This window comes from Gluconobacter japonicus, assembly GCF_015244665.1.
In the GTDB taxonomy this organism is placed as follows: Bacteria; Pseudomonadota; Alphaproteobacteria; order Acetobacterales; family Acetobacteraceae; genus Gluconobacter; species Gluconobacter japonicus.
In genome coordinates, this window is record NZ_JABCQN010000001.1 from 710144 (window position 1) to 727393 (window position 17250).

At 54.1% G+C, this 17250-nt stretch carries 14 protein-coding genes; 7 read left to right on the top strand and 7 right to left on the bottom strand.

Translation table 11 applies throughout. The features are described from left to right. Positions 1 to 29: 29 nt before the first annotated feature. The 3 genes from HKD32_RS03270 to HKD32_RS03280 are packed head-to-tail and all read left to right on the top strand — an operon-like array spanning position 30 to position 3594. Complete coding sequence (locus tag HKD32_RS03270) at positions 30 to 2033, top strand: polysaccharide biosynthesis protein (RefSeq protein ID WP_061931653.1); 2004 nt, start codon at positions 30 to 32, stop codon at positions 2031 to 2033. Then, positions 2030 to 3172, top strand: coding sequence for a DegT/DnrJ/EryC1/StrS family aminotransferase (locus HKD32_RS03275; RefSeq protein WP_010502857.1), 1143 nt, complete (start codon positions 2030 to 2032; stop codon positions 3170 to 3172). The genes HKD32_RS03270 and HKD32_RS03275 overlap by 4 nt, the downstream gene beginning before the upstream one ends. After that, positions 3169 to 3594 carry a hypothetical protein gene (locus HKD32_RS03280; RefSeq protein ID WP_010502859.1) on the top strand — a complete coding sequence of 142 codons (426 nt, stop codon included), beginning with the start codon at positions 3169 to 3171 and terminating at the stop codon, positions 3592 to 3594. The genes HKD32_RS03275 and HKD32_RS03280 overlap by 4 nt, the downstream gene beginning before the upstream one ends. Here the strand turns inward: HKD32_RS03280 and HKD32_RS03285 are convergent. The 4 genes from HKD32_RS03285 to HKD32_RS03300 form a co-directional block, all read right to left on the bottom strand. Continuing rightward, positions 3554 to 4345 carry a MerR family transcriptional regulator gene (locus tag HKD32_RS03285; protein WP_061931655.1) on the bottom strand — a complete coding sequence of 264 codons (792 nt, stop codon included), beginning with the start codon at positions 4343 to 4345 and terminating at the stop codon, positions 3554 to 3556. The two genes, HKD32_RS03280 and HKD32_RS03285, sit on opposite strands and share 41 nt — an antisense overlap. Positions 4346 to 4405: 60 nt before the next feature. Next, a complete protein-coding gene (locus HKD32_RS03290; protein WP_228118713.1) occupies positions 4406 to 5548 on the bottom strand; it encodes an AI-2E family transporter in 1143 nt (380 codons plus the stop codon). Positions 5549 to 5635: 87 nt separating this feature from the next. Continuing rightward, positions 5636 to 6853, bottom strand: a complete 1218-nt coding sequence (locus tag HKD32_RS03295) for a Hint domain-containing protein (protein ID WP_194257504.1) — start codon at positions 6851 to 6853, stop codon at positions 5636 to 5638. Positions 6854 to 6986: 133 nt separating this feature from the next. Then, positions 6987 to 8888, bottom strand: a complete 1902-nt coding sequence (locus HKD32_RS03300) for an ABC-F family ATP-binding cassette domain-containing protein (RefSeq protein ID WP_061931661.1) — start codon at positions 8886 to 8888, stop codon at positions 6987 to 6989. A gap of 114 nt (positions 8889 to 9002) precedes the next feature. Between HKD32_RS03300 and ndk the strand changes: the two genes are divergently transcribed. Beyond that, positions 9003 to 9425, top strand: coding sequence for a nucleoside-diphosphate kinase (gene ndk, locus HKD32_RS03305; protein ID WP_007282334.1), 423 nt, complete (start codon positions 9003 to 9005; stop codon positions 9423 to 9425). 69 nt (positions 9426 to 9494) lie between these two features. Here the strand turns inward: ndk and HKD32_RS03310 are convergent, their stop codons facing one another. Beyond that, positions 9495 to 10451 carry a glycosyltransferase family 2 protein gene (locus HKD32_RS03310; RefSeq protein WP_061931663.1) on the bottom strand — a complete coding sequence of 319 codons (957 nt, stop codon included), beginning with the start codon at positions 10449 to 10451 and terminating at the stop codon, positions 9495 to 9497. Between the two features lie 315 nt (positions 10452 to 10766). Between HKD32_RS03310 and HKD32_RS15150 the strand changes: the two genes are divergently transcribed. Further along, positions 10767 to 12311 (top strand): hypothetical protein, encoded by a 1545-nt coding sequence (locus tag HKD32_RS15150; protein ID WP_228118714.1) that lies wholly within the window; start codon positions 10767 to 10769, stop codon positions 12309 to 12311. Positions 12312 to 12401: 90 nt separating this feature from the next. On the opposite strand, the gene purN is transcribed toward HKD32_RS15150, so the two are convergent. Then, the gene (gene purN, locus HKD32_RS03320; RefSeq protein WP_061931665.1) at positions 12402 to 12989 is read right to left on the bottom strand and encodes a phosphoribosylglycinamide formyltransferase; all 588 of its coding nucleotides are present in this window, start codon (positions 12987 to 12989) and stop codon (positions 12402 to 12404) included. Further along, positions 12986 to 14047: a phosphoribosylformylglycinamidine cyclo-ligase gene (gene purM, locus HKD32_RS03325; RefSeq protein ID WP_194257505.1), complete on the bottom strand. Its 1062-nt coding sequence runs from the start codon at positions 14045 to 14047 to the stop codon at positions 12986 to 12988. Before purM ends, purN begins: the two co-directional genes overlap by 4 nt. A gap of 100 nt (positions 14048 to 14147) precedes the next feature. On the opposite strand from purM, the gene HKD32_RS03330 reads away from it, so the two are divergent. Further along, positions 14148 to 14873, top strand: a complete 726-nt coding sequence (locus HKD32_RS03330) for a DnaA/Hda family protein (RefSeq protein WP_010502879.1) — start codon at positions 14148 to 14150, stop codon at positions 14871 to 14873. Positions 14874 to 15021: 148 nt separating this feature from the next. After that, positions 15022 to 17250: an RNA degradosome polyphosphate kinase gene (locus HKD32_RS03335; protein WP_382385278.1), complete on the top strand. Its 2229-nt coding sequence runs from the start codon at positions 15022 to 15024 to the stop codon at positions 17248 to 17250.

Genomic DNA, 17250 nt, shown 5'->3' on the forward strand with positions numbered 1-17250 from the left:
AACGGGTGTTTTGACGCTATAAGGTGTGCGTGACAGTCACACCTCCATCCGGCCTCCATTTACCGGCCCAGTCTTCTTCCGTCAGCCGCACTGGTCGTACCACTGTGCAGGCTAGGCGTATTGCCCTCAATGTCCTGCTGGACGGAGTCGTTTCGGCTCTGGCGGCGCCTGTCGCCCGTTGGTTGGCGGATCCCCATGGGGGGTGGCTTCACCCATTGTGGTTTGTCGCAGGAGGCGGAATCACGCTGCTGGTCAGTGGGTTGCCGTTCCGCATGGCACAGCAATACTGGCGGTTTTCCGGTCTCTCGGATCTGTTCAATATTGCCTGTGCCTCGGCGCTGAGTGCGGTTCTGTTCTCAACGTTACTGCATCTGGCAGGGTATCCGCTTCCCAGTTCAACGTTCCCCTTCATTCATGCGCTGGTCTTGCTGACATTTCTTGGGTCCATCCGCATGATCTGGCGATTGAGCGCCCGTCGCCGATTGATGGTGGCTGGCCGAGAGCGTGTTCTCCTGCTCGGCGCGGATCATGAGGCGGATCTTTTCATCCGTGCGATGGAACGCGATCAGGAGGCGGGGCGGCGGGTTGTCGGTTTGCTGACGGGGGGAACACAGCAGGCCGGGAGGCGTATTCACAGTTGCCCTATTCTGGGAACGATTGATGAAACACCGGAAATTCTGAATCAGATGGCCGCAGCCGGGCGACTGCCCGACACGCTGGTCATCACAACATCAGACTTGCGAGGGGCGTCGCTCTCCCGAGTGCTTGAGGTTGCACGCCTTCATCATCTCGATGTTCAGAGAACGCCGTCTCTGACGGATCTGAAGCCTGCGGAAAGTGTCGAGCTTCGGCCTGTGGCGATTGAGGATCTGCTGAATCGTCCTCAGGTGGCCTTGAACTCTCAAGGCATGAGCCGCCTGATTGCAGGGCAGGTTGTCGCGGTGACAGGGGCTGGTGGCAGCATCGGTTCAGAACTGGCCCGGCAGATCGCCTCATTTGGCCCAAAAGCCATTCTGTTGATTGAGAACAATGAATACGCGCTGTGGCAGATCAATCTCGATCTGTCTGAGCGCTATCCCGACGGCAAGCGGTATCAGATCGTTGCCGATGTTCGGGATCGACGCCGGATTGCTGAAATTTTCACTCAATACCGGCCCGCAATCGTTTTTCATGCTGCGGCTCTCAAGCATGTGCCTATCGTCGAATCCAATCCGATCGAAGGTGTCCTGACCAATGTGATCGGGACGCGGATCGTGCTTGATGAAGCCGAGCGCTCCGGTGCTCAGGCCATGGTCATGATTTCAACCGACAAGGCCGTCAATCCCTCCAGTCTGATGGGCGCCAGTAAGCGCTGTGCCGAGGTTTATGGTCAGGCGTTGGATATGCGTGCCCGGGCCGGGAAAGGTGGACTGCGTTGCGTGACTGTTCGGTTCGGAAACGTTCTTGGGTCCACTGGGTCTGTTGTGCCGCTTTTCCGCAGGCAACTTGAGCAGGGTGGTCCACTGACGGTCACGCATCCAGACATGACCCGCTATTTCATGACCATTCCTGAAGCCGTTGGTCTCGTTCTTCAGGCGGCGGTTCGTGGCACACAGGAAGCATCCGGTGAAGACACGACGGATCAGAAGCTGCGTCAGGGTGGCATCTTCGTGCTCGATATGGGTGATCCGGTTCGGATTATGGATCTCGCCTGTCAGATGATCCGCCTGGCGGGTCTGAGGCCTGAGACTGATGTGGAAATCCAGATTACAGGTCTGCGCCCTGGGGAGAAACTGTTTGAAGAGTTGTTCCACGGTCGCGAAGCACCCGTTCCGACGGACGCACCCGGCTTGCGTATGGCATCCCCACGGACAGTCGATTTCGATGTGGCGGCTGAGGCCATGGATGCGCTTGAAGCCGCCTGTCTAGAGGAAGATCTTCCCGCCATCATGGCGATTTTCCAGCGGCTCGTGCCTGAATTCAATCATAACCGGGACGGCAAGACACCGTCTCAAACAGACCATTCCCAGCCCGATGTGGAGACGATTGCATGACTGATCCAATTGCTTTTCTGGATCTTCCGAAACAGCAGGCCCGTCTCAAGGATGCGATCGACCGTCGGGTAAAGACGGTTTTCGAGCATTGCCGCTTCGTTATGGGACCAGAAGTTGAGGAACTGGAACAGCGTCTCGCCGCGTTCGGTGGCGCGAAGTACGCGGTTGGCGTGTCTTCAGGGACGGATGCGCTTCTGATGGTGCTGATGGGTGAAGAAATCGGGCCGGGGGACGCGGTATTCCTTCCTGCCTTTACCTACACGGCGACGGCGGAGGTCGTGCTTCTCCTTGGAGCAACACCCGTTTTTGTGGATGTTGAGCCAGATACATTCCAGATCAGCATGACCTCTCTCGCCGAGCGCCTGGCGGCTGTGCGGACTGGAGAGGAACTGGAGCCACGCGCCGTCATCGGTGTCGACCTGTTTGGTCAGCCTGCACCCTGGGATGAACTGAAGGCGTTTGCTGCTCAGGAAGAGCTGACCCTGATTGCAGACTGCGCCCAGTCTTTTGGGGCCTCCTATCATGGGCGTCGTCTTGGACATGAAGCGCGCGCTACGACGCTTTCGTTTTTCCCATCCAAGCCGCTGGGCGGCTACGGGGACGGCGGTGCAATCCTGACGGATGATGCTGACCTGGCTGCGCTTTACCGGTCGCTCCGCACCCATGGCGAGGGCAAAACCCGTTACGAAGTCGAGCGAATTGGGATCAATGGGCGCCTCGATACCCTTCAGGCGGCTGTTCTGATTGCCAAGCTGGATGCTTTTGAAGATGAGCTGAAGCGCCGGGACGCTATTGCCAATGCCTATGACGCTGCCATGCCAGAAGGGATTCAGGCGCCAGCGCGCGTGGCGGATAGCGAAAGTGCGTGGGCGATTTATAGTGTCCTGCTGTCGGATGCAGTAGCGCGGGATTCATTGCAGGCGCATTTGAAAGAGGCAGGCGTGCCAACAGCGGTTTATTACCCCAAGCCACTGCATCATCAGCCTGCCTATAGCGAGCATCATGACGGTGCTTCACTGCCTGTTTCCGAAGGTCTTGGCGCACGGGTGCTTGCGCTCCCCATTCACCCGGAGCTGACTGATGATGAAGTCAGCCGTATTACGGATGCCCTTAAAAGCTGGGCAGGAGAAAATACATGAGGCGCGAACAGAAGCTGCTTCTAGCTTTTTGTGCACTGGTTTTTATTCCCGTGGGTATCGTCTGGTTCGTCGCCTGGCCATTGATTCACGCATGGAAATTCCCGCCCGTCACGGAGGGTAAAATCGTGGCTCCTGTCAGCCGGGATCTGACGTCCGCGGAAGTGAGTGACGTCAACCTTTGGCTTCAGTCCCATACGACGGGCTGGGGGCCGAGCGGTGAACAGCCGCCACAAAAGGGACAGGTGATTCTGCGGCTGAGCAACGCTGAAAACCACCCCGTCATCATCTCCATCTGGAAGCACAAGCATGAGGCCGATATCGTTGGCGTTCAGCTTGAAGATGATGGTCCTTACCGTATGAATGCCTTTGAAGATGCGTCTCTCAAGGCGCTACAACCCGCTGAGCTGCAGCCTCACGGATGAAAGTATAAACTTCAGGACTGAAAGGCGCCTGCCGCTCGGGCGTCTGCCAGTCCTGCATCTGCTCGTACATGGTTGCAGCTTTGCGCCATAGATCCGGTCCCACGGCATCCTGGAGCGGTTGCTGCAACTCCATCCACTCTTTGACAAGGTTCTGCGCTTCGGGGCTCGAAGGCGCGACCTTGCGACCGATGGCGTCTTCACAGTGGGCGATCAGTTTTACCCATCGAATCTGATAGAATGTCCTTTCGTCTTCGCAGCCGAAATGAGTATCCATCTGCTTTTGCCATTCACGTTGCTCGGAAGGCGTGAAGTACTGCTCGAAAACAGGTCGTGTATTTTCCCATTGAAGAGCAGCTTCTCCTTCACGCAGCAGGAGGCAGAATGCGGCCAGATCAACGGCACCATGACCGATATCGTTTTCTTTTAGCAGATGGCGTGTTGCATGAAGTTGGTTGATCGTACGTTCGAGGGCCGTCTTTCGCACTGAAAGTAACGCCAGTTGAGCGTCGATTATCGCTTCGGGAGCGGTGGGCCTGCGTTCCATCTCTTTGATTTCTGAAAGACTGAAGCCCATACGCTTCAGAAGCAGCACATGAGCAAGGGTGCTTACGGCAGAAAGATCATAAACTCTCCTACCGTTTTCTGCTCGGATGGGCCTGATAAGCCCCATTGCTTCAAAATGTCGAAGGGTTCGGGGTGTGGTGGCGCTTGCTTTGGCCAGTTCCCCGATTGTCAGGGTTTGTGGTGTCATGGATCTTCCTCCTGACGCGCCATGTGTCATGATGACGTTACGTCAGGAGCAAGAGAAAATTTACTCTTTGTGTGCTTCGGTCTCGGAAATCTCTCCAACATCCCGCTTGGTCTGATCTTCGTCTTCAAGCGGGGCAGTCGCTTTGTCTCCCATGGCAAGGAGAGCCGCCGTAATCGGAGATGCGAGAATCAGTCCTGGAATGCCGAGAATTGTGCTGAAAACGGTCTGGGACAGGATGGCCACAGCTGGCGGCATGTGAACAGCACGACGTTGGATCAGGGGGGCCAGAACATTGCCCTCGAAGAACTGGATTACGCTGTAGAGAATGGCAACAAACAGCGCTTCTTTCGTTCCCATGGAGAGGCCTAGCAATATTGCCGGAACTGCTCCCAGAATGGCTCCAATATAAGGGATGAAGTTGCACAGCCCTGCAACAACACCGAGCGCCAGCGCCAGTGGCACTCCGATCAGCGACAGTCCGATGCCTGACAGAATACCGACGACCAGCATGTCCAGAGCCTGTCCGGCCGTCCAAGCCCAGAGTGTGGTGCCCGCAGCCATGAGCAATGTACGGGCTGCATTGCGGTGCTGGGTTGGGAACAGGCGTAGGAAGCCATCAATGTAAATGGCAGGGGAGAGAGCGAAATAGAGACCAGCAATCAGGATGACGGCCAAAGTTCCAAGAACGCCAAAGGCGCTGCTGAGGATGCCGGTCACAGATCCGGCGAGCCCTGATCCTAAGGATCCGAGGCTGCCTGAGGTTGCATCATTGCCACCCACAGCGGTGGGGAGATGATCCAGAACCATCTGACCCAGCGTAGAGCCGGAAAGATGGGATTTGAGGTCTCCGGACTGCTGAACAAGCGCCTGCTTAAGGCGAATGAACTGATCTCCGATCGCTGGGCCGCTACTCCAGACAAGGCCTGCCACGGCCAAAAGGATGATAACGGTCACAAGCGCTACGGCTGCCTGATAAGGGATGAACGTGATGTGACGTCGTACCATGCGGGCGAGACCATGAAGCACCACGGCCATCAAGGCAGAGGCAAAAACAACGGCCAACACGTCTTTCATGAGCCAGACGGCCAGTAGGATTAATGTGACAGCGAGAGCAATGCGGAGCAATCCTGCGATTCGGGATAACTCGCGCGCGCGAGGCTCCTTTTCGTCACGGTCCTTCGGGTCGGAAAACGAAATAGGCATCAGCCGGTCCATCCTGAATCTGTAGGCCAGCATCGGCTTATGGATTTAGAGAGGGCGGGTCAATCGGGCCTTGGAAGAAACCAACGGTCAGCCAGCCCAACGGATCTGTGAAGCAGGCTGGGAAAGACTGTAAGGGCCACCGCCAATAATTTCGAGAGCCAGAGTACTCGGACCTTCCGTATTGAGATGTAAGGCGGCATCTCCATCGGTCCAGCCCTGACCCTGTATCTCGTCTGCCATCCAGCCGGAGGTTGGTTCTGGTGGAACCAGATGATCGGTTACTTTTCGGGTTCTGGACGCATCGAAAAGGAGCACGTCCCGGATCAGGACGCCGAGAGTGCGCCTATCATCAATATAAGGACCCTTCACGTCACAAGGGCGATTTGCGCGGGAAACAAGCCGCAGACTTCTGACCGGGGTTGGCAAAGTAAAGATGACGTATCCACCACTCTGACGGCTCGGATAGAGGCGTGTGCCGTCAGGAAGGATCAGATGCAGGGCGGGGTCTGTTGTTGTGAAGGCTTCAAACCCTTCAATACCAGCTCTGGTAGCGATGGCTTTCCAAGCCGCCTCGGTTTGGGACCGAGATGTCAGGAGTGGGGCAGCCGCATCTTTGTCCCAACTCTTCTGAATGGAACGTAGTGTTGCAATCTGACCTGTTTGCCGAAAAGCACGTCTATCACCAGTATCAAAATAACTTTCAGTAAAAAGTCCATTTGCAGATATGATTGTGTGCGTTTCTGTCTCAATATGAAAATATTCGTAGGAATGAATATTACGATCCCACATAATGGAAACACCATTGACCAGCATTCTTGCTGGAATGAGACCACCATTCATAAAAATACAATGTTCTGCTGTTACAAGGAGATCTGTGTGCGGCAGATGATCAGCGATTGCACCGGCCCGGATACGGATGGGCCAGCCTGCCAGATCATCAGGAAGATTTGGCCGAACACAACAGTGGCTTTTTCCAACCCAGACCAGTTTCTCACTTCGCCCCCCGGCTGTCAGAATTTCGTCGTTAATAACCAGGGTTTCTATGGGTTTTTCACCCTGTGGAGTGGCAATCAGACTGCCAGACAGAAAGCAGGCTTCAGTAAAGTCCTCAATTTTTTGCTTTCTGGAAGCGGGTTTGTGGCCCGTATGCTTTTCATGATGCGACTGTGATTGAGCAGGATTGTGGTGAGGGTGACCTGCAGTAGATTTTCCATGATGGCTGTTGAAGGTTGGATGCGAAAAGAACGACCTGGAGGAAGGTTTGGCGTGTGCCTCATGAGGTGCATGGGAAATTTTCTGAGGCACGCAGGCGTCCTGTCTTCCTTGCAGGCGACTTTGAAAAAGCTAGTCGCCTGATGTTTGAAATTCGGACAGGATTCTACCAATTAAAAGTAAATAAACTCTTTATTGCCTTGGCGCGGGCGCTAGGATTTTGATTTCAGGCAGATGCTTCTTCCAGTTCTGCCTGGACCTCAAGCCATAACTCTTCTGTTTGTTCCTGTGTCGCGTTGAGCGCGGACAAATGTGCATTCAACGATGCAATTTCTCCTGGATTTCCCGACTGATACAATGCCGGATCAGCAAGCTTGGCTTCGATCTTTTCTTTTTCTTTTGTGATCTGGGCAAGTTTCGCTTCTGCATCACGGATTTTCCGTCGGAGAGGAGCCAAAGCGCGCGTCAGTTCCTTACGATCAACCCTTTTCTGGGGCGCGTCCTGAGAAGGCGAACGCGCCGTGCCTTTCGCGCGTTCCGCATTGTCTGCACGGGCTTTGCGGGCCCGCTCGATCAGCCACTCCTTGTATTCAGCCATATCTCCTTCGAAGGGGCTGATCGTTCCATCCTCAACCAGCCAGAACCGATCTGCGACGGACTCAACCAGGTGGCTGTCATGGCTGATCAGAATTACGGCGCCTTCAAATTCTGATAGCGCACGGATGAGGGCATCTCGGGCATCCAGATCCAGATGGTTGGTCGGCTCATCAAGGATAAGAAGGTGAGGGGCTTCCCGCGTGGACAGCGCAAGGAGAAGTCGTGCTTTTTCACCGCCCGAGAGTTCGGATACCCGTGTTTCTGCGCGGTTTACATCCAGTCCAAAACGCGCCAACTGGGATCGTACTGCCACGGGTGTCGCATCCGGCATGGCACGCGCCATGTGGTCGATCGGTGTTTCGGAGAGGACGAGTTCATCGGCCTGATGTTGAGCGAAATACCCGATCCGGAGTTTTGATGAGTGGTTGTAAGAGCCACTCATTGGTTCAAGTCGACCCGCAAGGAGCTTGGCAAAAGTGGATTTACCGCGTCCGTTCTGACCCAGAAGCGCGATTCTGTCTTCCATATCCAGACGCTGGTTCAGACCTTTGAGGACCACGCGTCCATCATAACCAATGCTGACGTTGTTGAGTGTAATCATTGGTGGCGGAAGAGGTTGGGGCTCGGGGAAGGAAAAGCGTGTTGGCGTGTCTTCTACAACACTGTCGATCTGGGGGAGGCGCTCCAGTGCTTTCAATCGGGCCTGAGCCTGTTTGGCTTTGGTGGCTTTGGCACGAAACCGATCCACGAAAGATTGCATATGGGCACGCTGGGTCGCGATGCGCTCTGCCATGCGATTTTGCTGGAGAGCCTGCTCCGTACGGATACGCACAAAATTGTCGTATCCTCCGGGCGTTAGACTCAGTTTCTGATGATCAAGATGGGCAATCGCATCGACGGTATTGTCGAGCAGTGAGCGGTCATGGCTGACGATGATGGCTGCGCCAGGAAATTTAGCCAGCCAGGATTCGAGCCAAAGAGTGGCTTCGATATCCAGATGGTTGGTCGGTTCGTCCAGTAGTAACAGGTCTGGGCTCAGGAACAGTGCTGTGGCAAGGGAAACGCGCATCCTCCAACCGCCAGAGAAGTCTGAAACCGAACGGAGTTGTGCTTCCTGATCAAATCCGAGGCCGGACAGAATAGCGCCGGCGCGAGCAGGGGCGGTGTAGGCATCAATTGCAATCAGGCGTTCATGAATGTCTGCAATCCGCTCCGGATCTGTGGCGGTTTCTGCTTCAGCCAGAAGTTTTGCCCGTTGGATATCGCCTTCCAGAACTGTATCGATCAGGGATGTCTCGCCCGACGGTGTTTCCTGCTTCACGCGCCCCATTGTTGCGCGGTTGGCCAACGTGATCGTACCACCATCAGGAGCAATATCGCCTGCGATGGCTCCAAGGAGCGTTGATTTTCCGGCCCCGTTCTTTCCAATAAGGCCGATTTTCCGACCAGGATCGACAGTCAGCGATGCGCCGTCCAGCAGAGTGCGGTCAGCGATACGGAGTGTCAGGTCAGTGATGGTGAGCAGGCTCACGGGCGCCTCAATCAGTCGGGAAGAGTGAAAAAACCGCGACAGACCTATCAGGAACGACGAATTTGCTCTAGTGGAACGGCGGGATTTACCCCTTTGTCCAACAGGAGAAGAAAGATGGCTCTCGAGCGCACGCTTTCCATCATCAAGCCCGACGCTACGAAGCGTAACCTGACCGGCAAGATCAATGCCGTGTTCGAAGAAGCCGGTCTGCGCATTGTCGCCCAGAAGCGCATCCAGCTGACCGAGAAGCAGGCTGGTGCTTTCTACGCTGTTCACAAGGAACGCCCGTTCTACGGCAGCCTCGTGTCTTCCATGATTGCCGAGCCGGTCGTCGTGCAGGTTCTGCAGGCTGAGAACGCTGTTGCCAAGCATCGCGAAGTCATGGGCGCAACGAACCCGGCTGACGCTGCTGAAGGCACTGTTCGTAAGCTGTACGCAGAAAGCATTGAAGCCAACTCCGTGCACGGCTCTGACAGCCTTGAGAATGCAAAGAACGAAATCGCATTCTTCTTCGCTGAGACAGAAATCCTTCCGTAAGGAAGTTTGGTTCAGGGTCAGAAAAAATGTTTCGACGTTTTTCTGACCCTAACTTTAAAAAATAAAGCTTTATTCTGATGCGGGTTGATATTTTTCAACTAAATAAAGAGGACGGTTTTTAGTTTCATTAAAAATTCGGCCTACATATTCTCCAATTATTCCAATAGTCATTAACTGCACTCCGCCCATAAAAAGAATGACGGCCATCAAGCTTGGATATCCGGCCACGGGGTTCCCAAATAGGAGCGTGCGGGCGACAATCCAAAATCCATATAAAACTGATAATATAGAAATAATCAGCCCCATATACGTGCCAATCTGAAGAGGAAGCACCGAGAAAGAAGTAATACCTTCCAGTGCAAAATTCCATAATGACCAATAGTTGAAGCTGCTTTTGCCTCCAGTTCTGGGGGCTCTATCGTATAGAACTGCGCGTGTTGGAAATCCAACCCAGGCGAACAGCCCTTTCATGAAACGGTGGCGTTCTCTAAGTAGCAGCAAATTATCTACCAACCGACGGCTGACAAGACGGAAGTCCCCTGTGTCAGGCGGAATGACAACTTTGTTCCCCAGTCTTTTGATGAGGCGGTAAAACATCCATGCCGTCAGTTTCTTGAGAGCACTTTCTCCCTCCCGTGTATTGCGTTGAGCGTATACTGTGTCCACGTCTGCGTTCCACGCGGCAACGAGATCAGCGATCACCTCAGGAGGATCCTGAAGGTCGGCATCAATGACAATAACGCCGCGAGTACCACGCGCATGGTCGAGACCGGCAGTAAGAGCGATTTCTTTTCCGAAATTGCGCGATAAATTAACAATACTTACATGTTTGTCGCGGTTCGCAAGGACATTCATTGCAGTTAATGTCTGGTCTCGCGATCCATCATTCACGTAAACAACTTCCCAGGACATGCCGATTTTTTGCATTACGGCAGACAGGCGTTGATGAAAGATAGATAGAACCTCTTCTTCATTATAGCATGGAACAATAACGCTAATATCTTTTTGAGATGAGGTTTCGGTCATATTAGAAAATGTACTTTCTTAAGGACATTAGGCAGCGAAGTTACAAAACCTCCAGACGCTGATTCTCAGAGGCCATCCTTCTTATCCATTATGTTACACCCCGAAACGGAAACAATCTAATCCAACTTTAGCCAGAGATGCGGTCAGAGCAGCGTATCCATGTTCTTGCTGCGGCAGATTAGAAGAAAGATTTTTCAGTGATATGGACAAAAAAGTGTCTGATATTTTCAGGATCAAGAATGAGGCCTTGTAGCCTCCTTTTTTTTTATGCGATGCAGAGCGTCACGCGAAAAAGATACAGAGATAGGTAAAAACATGACTAGAGGTTACAATGTGGGAAACATACTCAGGAGGTATTTTTCAGAAATATTTGCGCTGACAGCGTTCATTTTTTTCTGCGTTGTAAATTTTAAAGGACTGGGACACCTCTCTTTTGGCGACGAAACCGGCCATGTTCTTGGTGCTCGTGCTTTAGCCAAGCATCAAGTTCTGTACCGAGACTATATTGATGCTCATGGACCGTTGATTTTTTCGCTAAGCTGGACGCTTGGCAAAATCGTCGGTTTTAGCCATTTGTATCGTTTTCGCCTATTGTCGACATTGCTGGCATTTATTGCAGCCGCTTCTCTGTATTACTCCCCCCTTTTTCAAATAAGACGTTCCCGTTTCCTGGCATTGGCGATCTGGTTCGGTACTTTGAGTGCTGTGTGGGTGCTTCAAGGGCTGAATATGGATAGTTATTGGCCCTTGGGAGGAGCGTTGACTGTCATTGTTTTAGCAAAATTTGCAATGCCTCTTGCTGCAGGTGCTGAGATATCAGTGCGCGATGCTTTTTATGGTGGTTTCGCAGCGCTTCTTTTACCATTCGCAGCCTATTCTTTTCTTCCTGCGACGGCATGTTTTTTTATTGCCCTGGGATGGGTATTGATTGTTAGTCGGAAGAACAATGTGGTTGCCACTCAATGGCGAGCATTTTTATACGGTGGAATTGCCGCAGTTGCGTTCAACATACTTTGGCTTGCGGTTTATGGTGATCTCATGGGGGCTATAGCCTTCCATTTCGTCTCAAACCAATTTTATTATTCAAAATACACGGCATTGGGTTTTTCAGTTATAATTGATAGCTTGAAAATTTCTTTTGGTCCCAATCGTATTATACAAAGTCTGGCAGTTTACGGATTTTTATTTGGTTCTGTGCTTGTTTGTATTCGTTCTCGATACAGGGTGGCGGCATTTTTAGCTTGTATGGCGGTTTTCTCGCTGGATGCTCGCGGATCTTTCCTGTTTCAGAATGGCGCTTTTCTTATGGCGTCTCTCGGACTGCTATCACTTGCTGTGGCCTGGGTCTTTGAGCAAAAATCACGAACAGCCGATTTTCTAGCCTTGGGATCTGTTGCATTGGCTCAGGTTGTTGGAATTTTTGCCATATCAACGCCTTTCAATGAATCCAGTCACCAAGTCTGGCATTCTGGTTTTCATCCGGAAGTCGCTAGTCAGGACTTAACGTATCAGACGATTAGGAAATACGCGTCACCCGATGAAGGAATCCTTGTAATTCCTTATAACCCGGACGTGTATATTCTTGCTGATCGTCTACCAATGCCAAAATATCATGATTATCTGCCTTGGGAAGCAGATTATGGTCATCATCCTTGGGCAGGTCAGGAGAGAGATCTATGTGTCGATCTTCCAAAATATAAGCCCCCAGTCGTATATTTCGATGACTGGCGCGTGTGGGGTATGTGGTCCCTTTCGGACTATGCGCATTGCGTCACGGAAACGCTGAAGAATGACTATGTGAAGCTGCCTGGGTTCGCAACGTTGTATGTTCAGAAGGATCGCTTTGCTTCCACCCCTTGAGGGGTGGAGCGAATAAAAAGCTTCCGCGACAAAGCAAAAGAGCCAGATTTTTTAGGGCGGCCTATATAATATGGCGTATTTGATGGTTTTTTAAATGTTCTTGGTCGCGAGGTATTTCTGTAATACCTCCGGATACAGTCTGTGCTCTTGCTCAAGAACACGGGCTGCCAAGGTGTCGAAGGTATCATTAGCAAGCACCGGCACGCGGGCCTGCCCAAGAACAGGCCCTTCATCAACGCCAGACGTTACAAGATGAACGGTGCATCCATGTTCCTTGGCTCCTGCGGTCAAGGCAGCTTCATGGGTATGTAGGCCAGGAAAGGCGGGGAGGAGGCTTGGATGAATGTTCAGCATCCGTCCCTCCCAGGTATTGACCAGAAAGGGCGTCAGAACACGCATATACCCTGCGAGACACACAATCTCGGCACCTGAGGCGCGGATTGCTGCATCGACCTTGTGTTCATGCGCCTCCCGATCTTTGCCGAATAACTTATGGTCAATTGCAATCGTCTGAAGGCCCGCTGCTCGCGCGACTTCAAGGCCCGCTGCATCTGGCCGATTGCTAAGAACCAGCGCGATGCGGGCGGGATAATCGGGCCGTTCGCAAGCTTCGATCAGGGCACGCATGTTACTGCCACGGCCGCTGATCAGAATGGCAATCGGCGTTTTCTGAATCATGAAAAGGAAACCGGTGCTGTCAGGGCATAGTTTTTATCCGAGCGAACAACTTCGCCAATCAGGAAGGCACTCTCTCCACGGGCTTCGAGTTCCGTCAGAACGCGTTCTGGTTCGGGCGTGACAAGAACCATACCAATGCCACAGTTGAAGACGCGTAGCATTTCATCGGCCGCGACGTTGCCTACCTTGGCCATCCAGCGGAACACGGCTGGGACAGTCCAGGACGCGCCATCAATGCGAACACCCAGCCCTTCTGGCAGGACGCGCGGCAGGTTCCCCGGGAGTCCACCACCCGTAATATGGGCGCAGCCATGCAGCAGACCCTTGGCGTGAAGATCCAGAACTGTGCGGACGTAGAGGCGCGTCGGTGTAAGCAGGGCTTCTGCGAGTGTATGTCCTTCTGCAAAAGGTGCTGGAGCATTCCAGCCCAGGCCAGAGCGCCGAACGATTTCCCGAACCAGTGAAAAGCCGTTGGAATGAACACCGGAAGAAGGGAGGCCAATCAGTGCATCACCTTCGCGGATACCTGCGGGAAGGAGGCTATTGCGTTCTGCAGCTCCCACACTGAAGCCCGCCAGATCGTAATGTCCTGGAGCGTACATGCCTGGCATTTCTGCGGTTTCACCGCCGACCAGCGCACAGCCTGACTCTGCACATCCGTGTGCGATACCTTTCACGACGGTAGCGGCGTCTTCAACAGACAGCTTGCCGGTCGCGAGATAATCGAGAAAGAAGAGGGGCGTTGCACCCTGCACGACCAGATCGTTCACGCACATGGCGACAAGATCCACACCGACCTCATCATGCTTCCCGGCTTCGATCGCAACCATCAGTTTGGTGCCGACCCCATCTGTACAACTGACAAGAACCGGGTCCGTGAAACCAGCAGCTTTCAGATCAAATAAGGCCCCGAAACCACCAAGACCGCCCATCGTTCCAGGGCGGTTCGTTGCCTTGGCGGCTGGCTTGATGGCATCGACCAAAGCGTCGCCTGCGGCAATGTCCACGCCAGCCTGTGCATAGCTGGCGCCCTGAGGGGTGTCGGGCTGATCGGTCATCGTGAAAGCTTCCCGCTGGTTGACGTGACGCCGTTCTAGAGCATCCTGCGCACGGGCGGAACGCTATTTGAGAGCGGAACGACATGGAAAAAGGGTTTGCATGACAAAACAGGACGGACAGACCGGGCCTTTTGGAGGGGATGGAGGTCTTCAGATGGCCTTTCCTCTGCGCAGACCTGTGGCTTTCACAGCTGATCGTTTCATTACAAGTCCGTCCAATGCCGCTGCAAGAGCATGGCTGTCTCGCAAAGCTTGGCCGGATGGACGGCTATGGCTTTGGGGGCCTGCCGGGACGGGGAAGACGCATCTTCTGTCCGTCTGGGCTCAGGAATATGACGCTACCGTTCTAGATGCGCGCCTGTTTTCGCATTCTTCTTCTGGTGGACGTATCCGTGTGCAGGGGAATCTTGCGATTGATAATGCCGATTCGCCTGGCGACGAGGCCACACTTCTTCATCTTCTCAACGATGCCTTGGCGCAGGGAGATCGCGTTCTGATGGTAGGACGCTTACCCCCGTCACGCAGCCATTTCGCTCTTGCGGATCTGGCCAGTCGTCTCCGCGCCACCGCGACGACGGCGACAGGTGAGCCGGAGGATGACCTGCGAGCCACACTGCTGCTCTCGCTTCTGGCGCATCGGCAGCTTGTGGTGTCGCAATCTGTGACGGATTGGCTGTGGCGACATCTTCCGCGCACGGGAAGTGCTCTTGTCTCTGCTGTTGAACGTCTTGATGACGCGGCGCTGGCGCGGGGGACGGCTATCACACGGGCACTGGCGCGGGAAATGCTTCCCGATCTTCTGATGTCAGAGCATTCTGGCGAGTGACACAAAACCGACGTTTGACACGCTTCTTCCGAGTCCCGATCCTGATGGGGATTTTGGTTCAAGCTTCCCGGAAGAGACCATCGTGACGACTGAAGACAAGAAACCAGCTCCTCGCCGCCGCACATCCCGCCAGCCGCGTGAGGGCAGCATGACTGCGGCCGTAACTCGCGCCAGGCGGAGGCGGATGGTCGTCCCGACGGCCAAGGACTATGCGGATATGCCAACGTCTCCCGAGCGGTTTATCAATCGCGAACTGTCCTGGCTTGATTTCAACCAGCGTGTCATTGAAGAAGCGGAAAGCCCGCGAAATCCGTTGCTGGAACGGGTTCGCTTCCTGTCTATCAGTGCCAGTAACCTTGATGAATTCTATTCCGTCCGTGTAGCGGGTCTGGTCGGGCAGGTTCGGGAAGGGATGGTCGTGCGCAGCCCCGATGGGGCGACACCAGTGCAGCAGCTTGCCGCTGTTCGTCAGAAAGCGCGGTTTCTTCTGGAAGAGCAGCAGCGGGTCTGGCGTCAGCTTGAAGCTGAACTGAAAGAGGCCGGGATCTCCATCCTGCCAACGGAAGGTCTCGATGAGGCTGATCTCGCGCAGCTTGCCACGCTGTTTCAGGAGCGCGTCTTTCCGGTTCTGACGCCACTCGCCGTTGATCCGTCTCATCCATTGCCGTTTATTCCCAATATGGGGCTGGCACTCGTCATGCGTCTGAAAGACCCGGCAACGGCAAAGCATGTCATGGATGGCCTGATCCTGTTGCCAGCACAGGTTCCGCGCTTCCTGCGTCTGCCGTCTAAAGTCGGATCAGGCGGGGATGCGTCCGGTGAAATCCGCTTTGTGCTGCTGGAAGATCTGGTCCAGCTTTTTGCGGATCGCCTTTTCCCTGGTCTGTCCATCGGTGCGGCAGGGGTTCTGCGGATCATCCGTGATACGGATGTGGAATTCGAAGACGAAGCGGAAGATCTAGTTCGCTCCTACGAGACGGCTTTGAAGCAGCGTCGTCGTGGGGTTGGTATTCATCTGGCACTCGACCATAAACTGCCAGAAACACTTGGTCGCGAGATGGGTGAAGAACTGGGTGTCGGCGATGAGGACGTTGTTGTTCTTCCCAGTTTCGTAGGCGTTGTCGATCTCAAGCAACTGATTGTCGATGATCGTCCAGATCTTGTGTTCCCGCCTTACACGCCGCGCTTTCCGGAACGCATTCTGGATTATGACGGGGATTGCTTCGCAGCGATCCGTGCCAAGGATATCGTGGTCCATCATCCGTTTGAGAGTTTCGACGTCGTGGTGCAGTTCCTGCGTCAGGCTGCGCTGGACCCGAATGTTCTGGCCATCAAGCAGACCCTATATCGCACCTCCCGCGACAGCCCCATCGTTCAGGCCCTGATCGAAGCGGCTGAAGCTGGCAAGTCTGTCACGGCCATGGTTGAACTGCGTGCGCGTTTTGATGAGGAAGCCAATATCCGTCTGTCCCGTGCTCTGGAAGCTGCGGGTGTGCAGGTCGTGTTTGGGTTTGCACACCTGAAAACGCATGCAAAGCTAAGCCTTGTGGTGCGTCGGGAAGGTGGAACGCTTCGGTCCTATGCTCACTTCGGAACAGGAAACTACCATCCGATCACTGCGCGGATTTACACGGATCTGTCCTTCTTTACCTGTGACCCAAAGCTGGCGTCCGACTCAGCCAAGCTGTTCAATTATATGACCGGCTATGCCACGCCGGAGAAAATGGATGCCCTCGCATTCTCTCCGATCACGATCCGGCCAACGATTGAGCAACTGATCCGGGATGAAATCGCGCATGCCAAGGCGGGTCGTCCGGCCCGCATCTGGTTGAAGATGAACAGCCTCGTCGATGCGGAACTTATTGATCTGCTTTACGAAGCCTCACAGGCTGGCGTGAAGATCGTCGGGATCATCCGTGGGATCTGCTGTCTCCGTCCGGGCGTTCCTGGGCTTTCGGAAAACATCGACATCAAATCCATCGTCGGGCGTTTTCTGGAGCACGCACGCGTGTTTGCCTTCGGAAATGGCCATCGCATGCCGTCTCACAAGGCAAAAGTTTTCATTTCTTCGGCGGACTGGATGGTGCGGAACATGGATTGGAGGGTAGAAGCAATGGTGCCCATTACCAATCCAACCGTTCATGCCCAGATTCTCGGCCAGATCATGACGATGAACATCAAGGACAACCTCCAAAGCTGGACGCTGTTGAAAGACGGCCGCTGGCATCGGGTGTCTCCGGGTGCGCATCCATTCTCTGCCCATGAATACTTCATGAACAATCCATCCCTGTCCGGCCGGGGTTCGGCCGCGCGGGAGAAAGCTCTTCCGGAGGCCCATCGCCCACGCGAGCGGCCTGACCGGATTCTGGAAGACTGA

What these genes read in the sequence shown, in the direction of transcription:
- HKD32_RS03275 (WP_010502857.1), top strand. Translation starts at nt 2,030, where the DNA reads ATGACTGATCCAATTGCTTTTCTGGATCTTCCGAAACAGCAGGCCCGT.
- HKD32_RS03330 (WP_010502879.1), top strand. Translation starts at nt 14,148, where the DNA reads ATGACAAAACAGGACGGACAGACCGGGCCTTTTGGAGGGGATGGAGGT.
- HKD32_RS03335 (WP_382385278.1), top strand. Translation starts at nt 15,022, where the DNA reads ATGACTGCGGCCGTAACTCGCGCCAGGCGGAGGCGGATGGTCGTCCCG.
- HKD32_RS03285 (WP_061931655.1), bottom strand. Translation starts at nt 4,345, where the DNA reads ATGACACCACAAACCCTGACAATCGGGGAACTGGCCAAAGCAAGCGCC.
- HKD32_RS03310 (WP_061931663.1), bottom strand. Translation starts at nt 10,451, where the DNA reads ATGACCGAAACCTCATCTCAAAAAGATATTAGCGTTATTGTTCCATGC.
- HKD32_RS15150 (WP_228118714.1), top strand. Translation starts at nt 10,767, where the DNA reads ATGACTAGAGGTTACAATGTGGGAAACATACTCAGGAGGTATTTTTCA.
- HKD32_RS03280 (WP_010502859.1), top strand. Translation starts at nt 3,169, where the DNA reads ATGAGGCGCGAACAGAAGCTGCTTCTAGCTTTTTGTGCACTGGTTTTT.
- HKD32_RS03290 (WP_228118713.1), bottom strand. Translation starts at nt 5,548, where the DNA reads ATGCCTATTTCGTTTTCCGACCCGAAGGACCGTGACGAAAAGGAGCCT.
- ndk (WP_007282334.1), top strand. Translation starts at nt 9,003, where the DNA reads ATGGCTCTCGAGCGCACGCTTTCCATCATCAAGCCCGACGCTACGAAG.
- purN (WP_061931665.1), bottom strand. Translation starts at nt 12,989, where the DNA reads ATGATTCAGAAAACGCCGATTGCCATTCTGATCAGCGGCCGTGGCAGT.
- purM (WP_194257505.1), bottom strand. Translation starts at nt 14,047, where the DNA reads ATGACCGATCAGCCCGACACCCCTCAGGGCGCCAGCTATGCACAGGCT.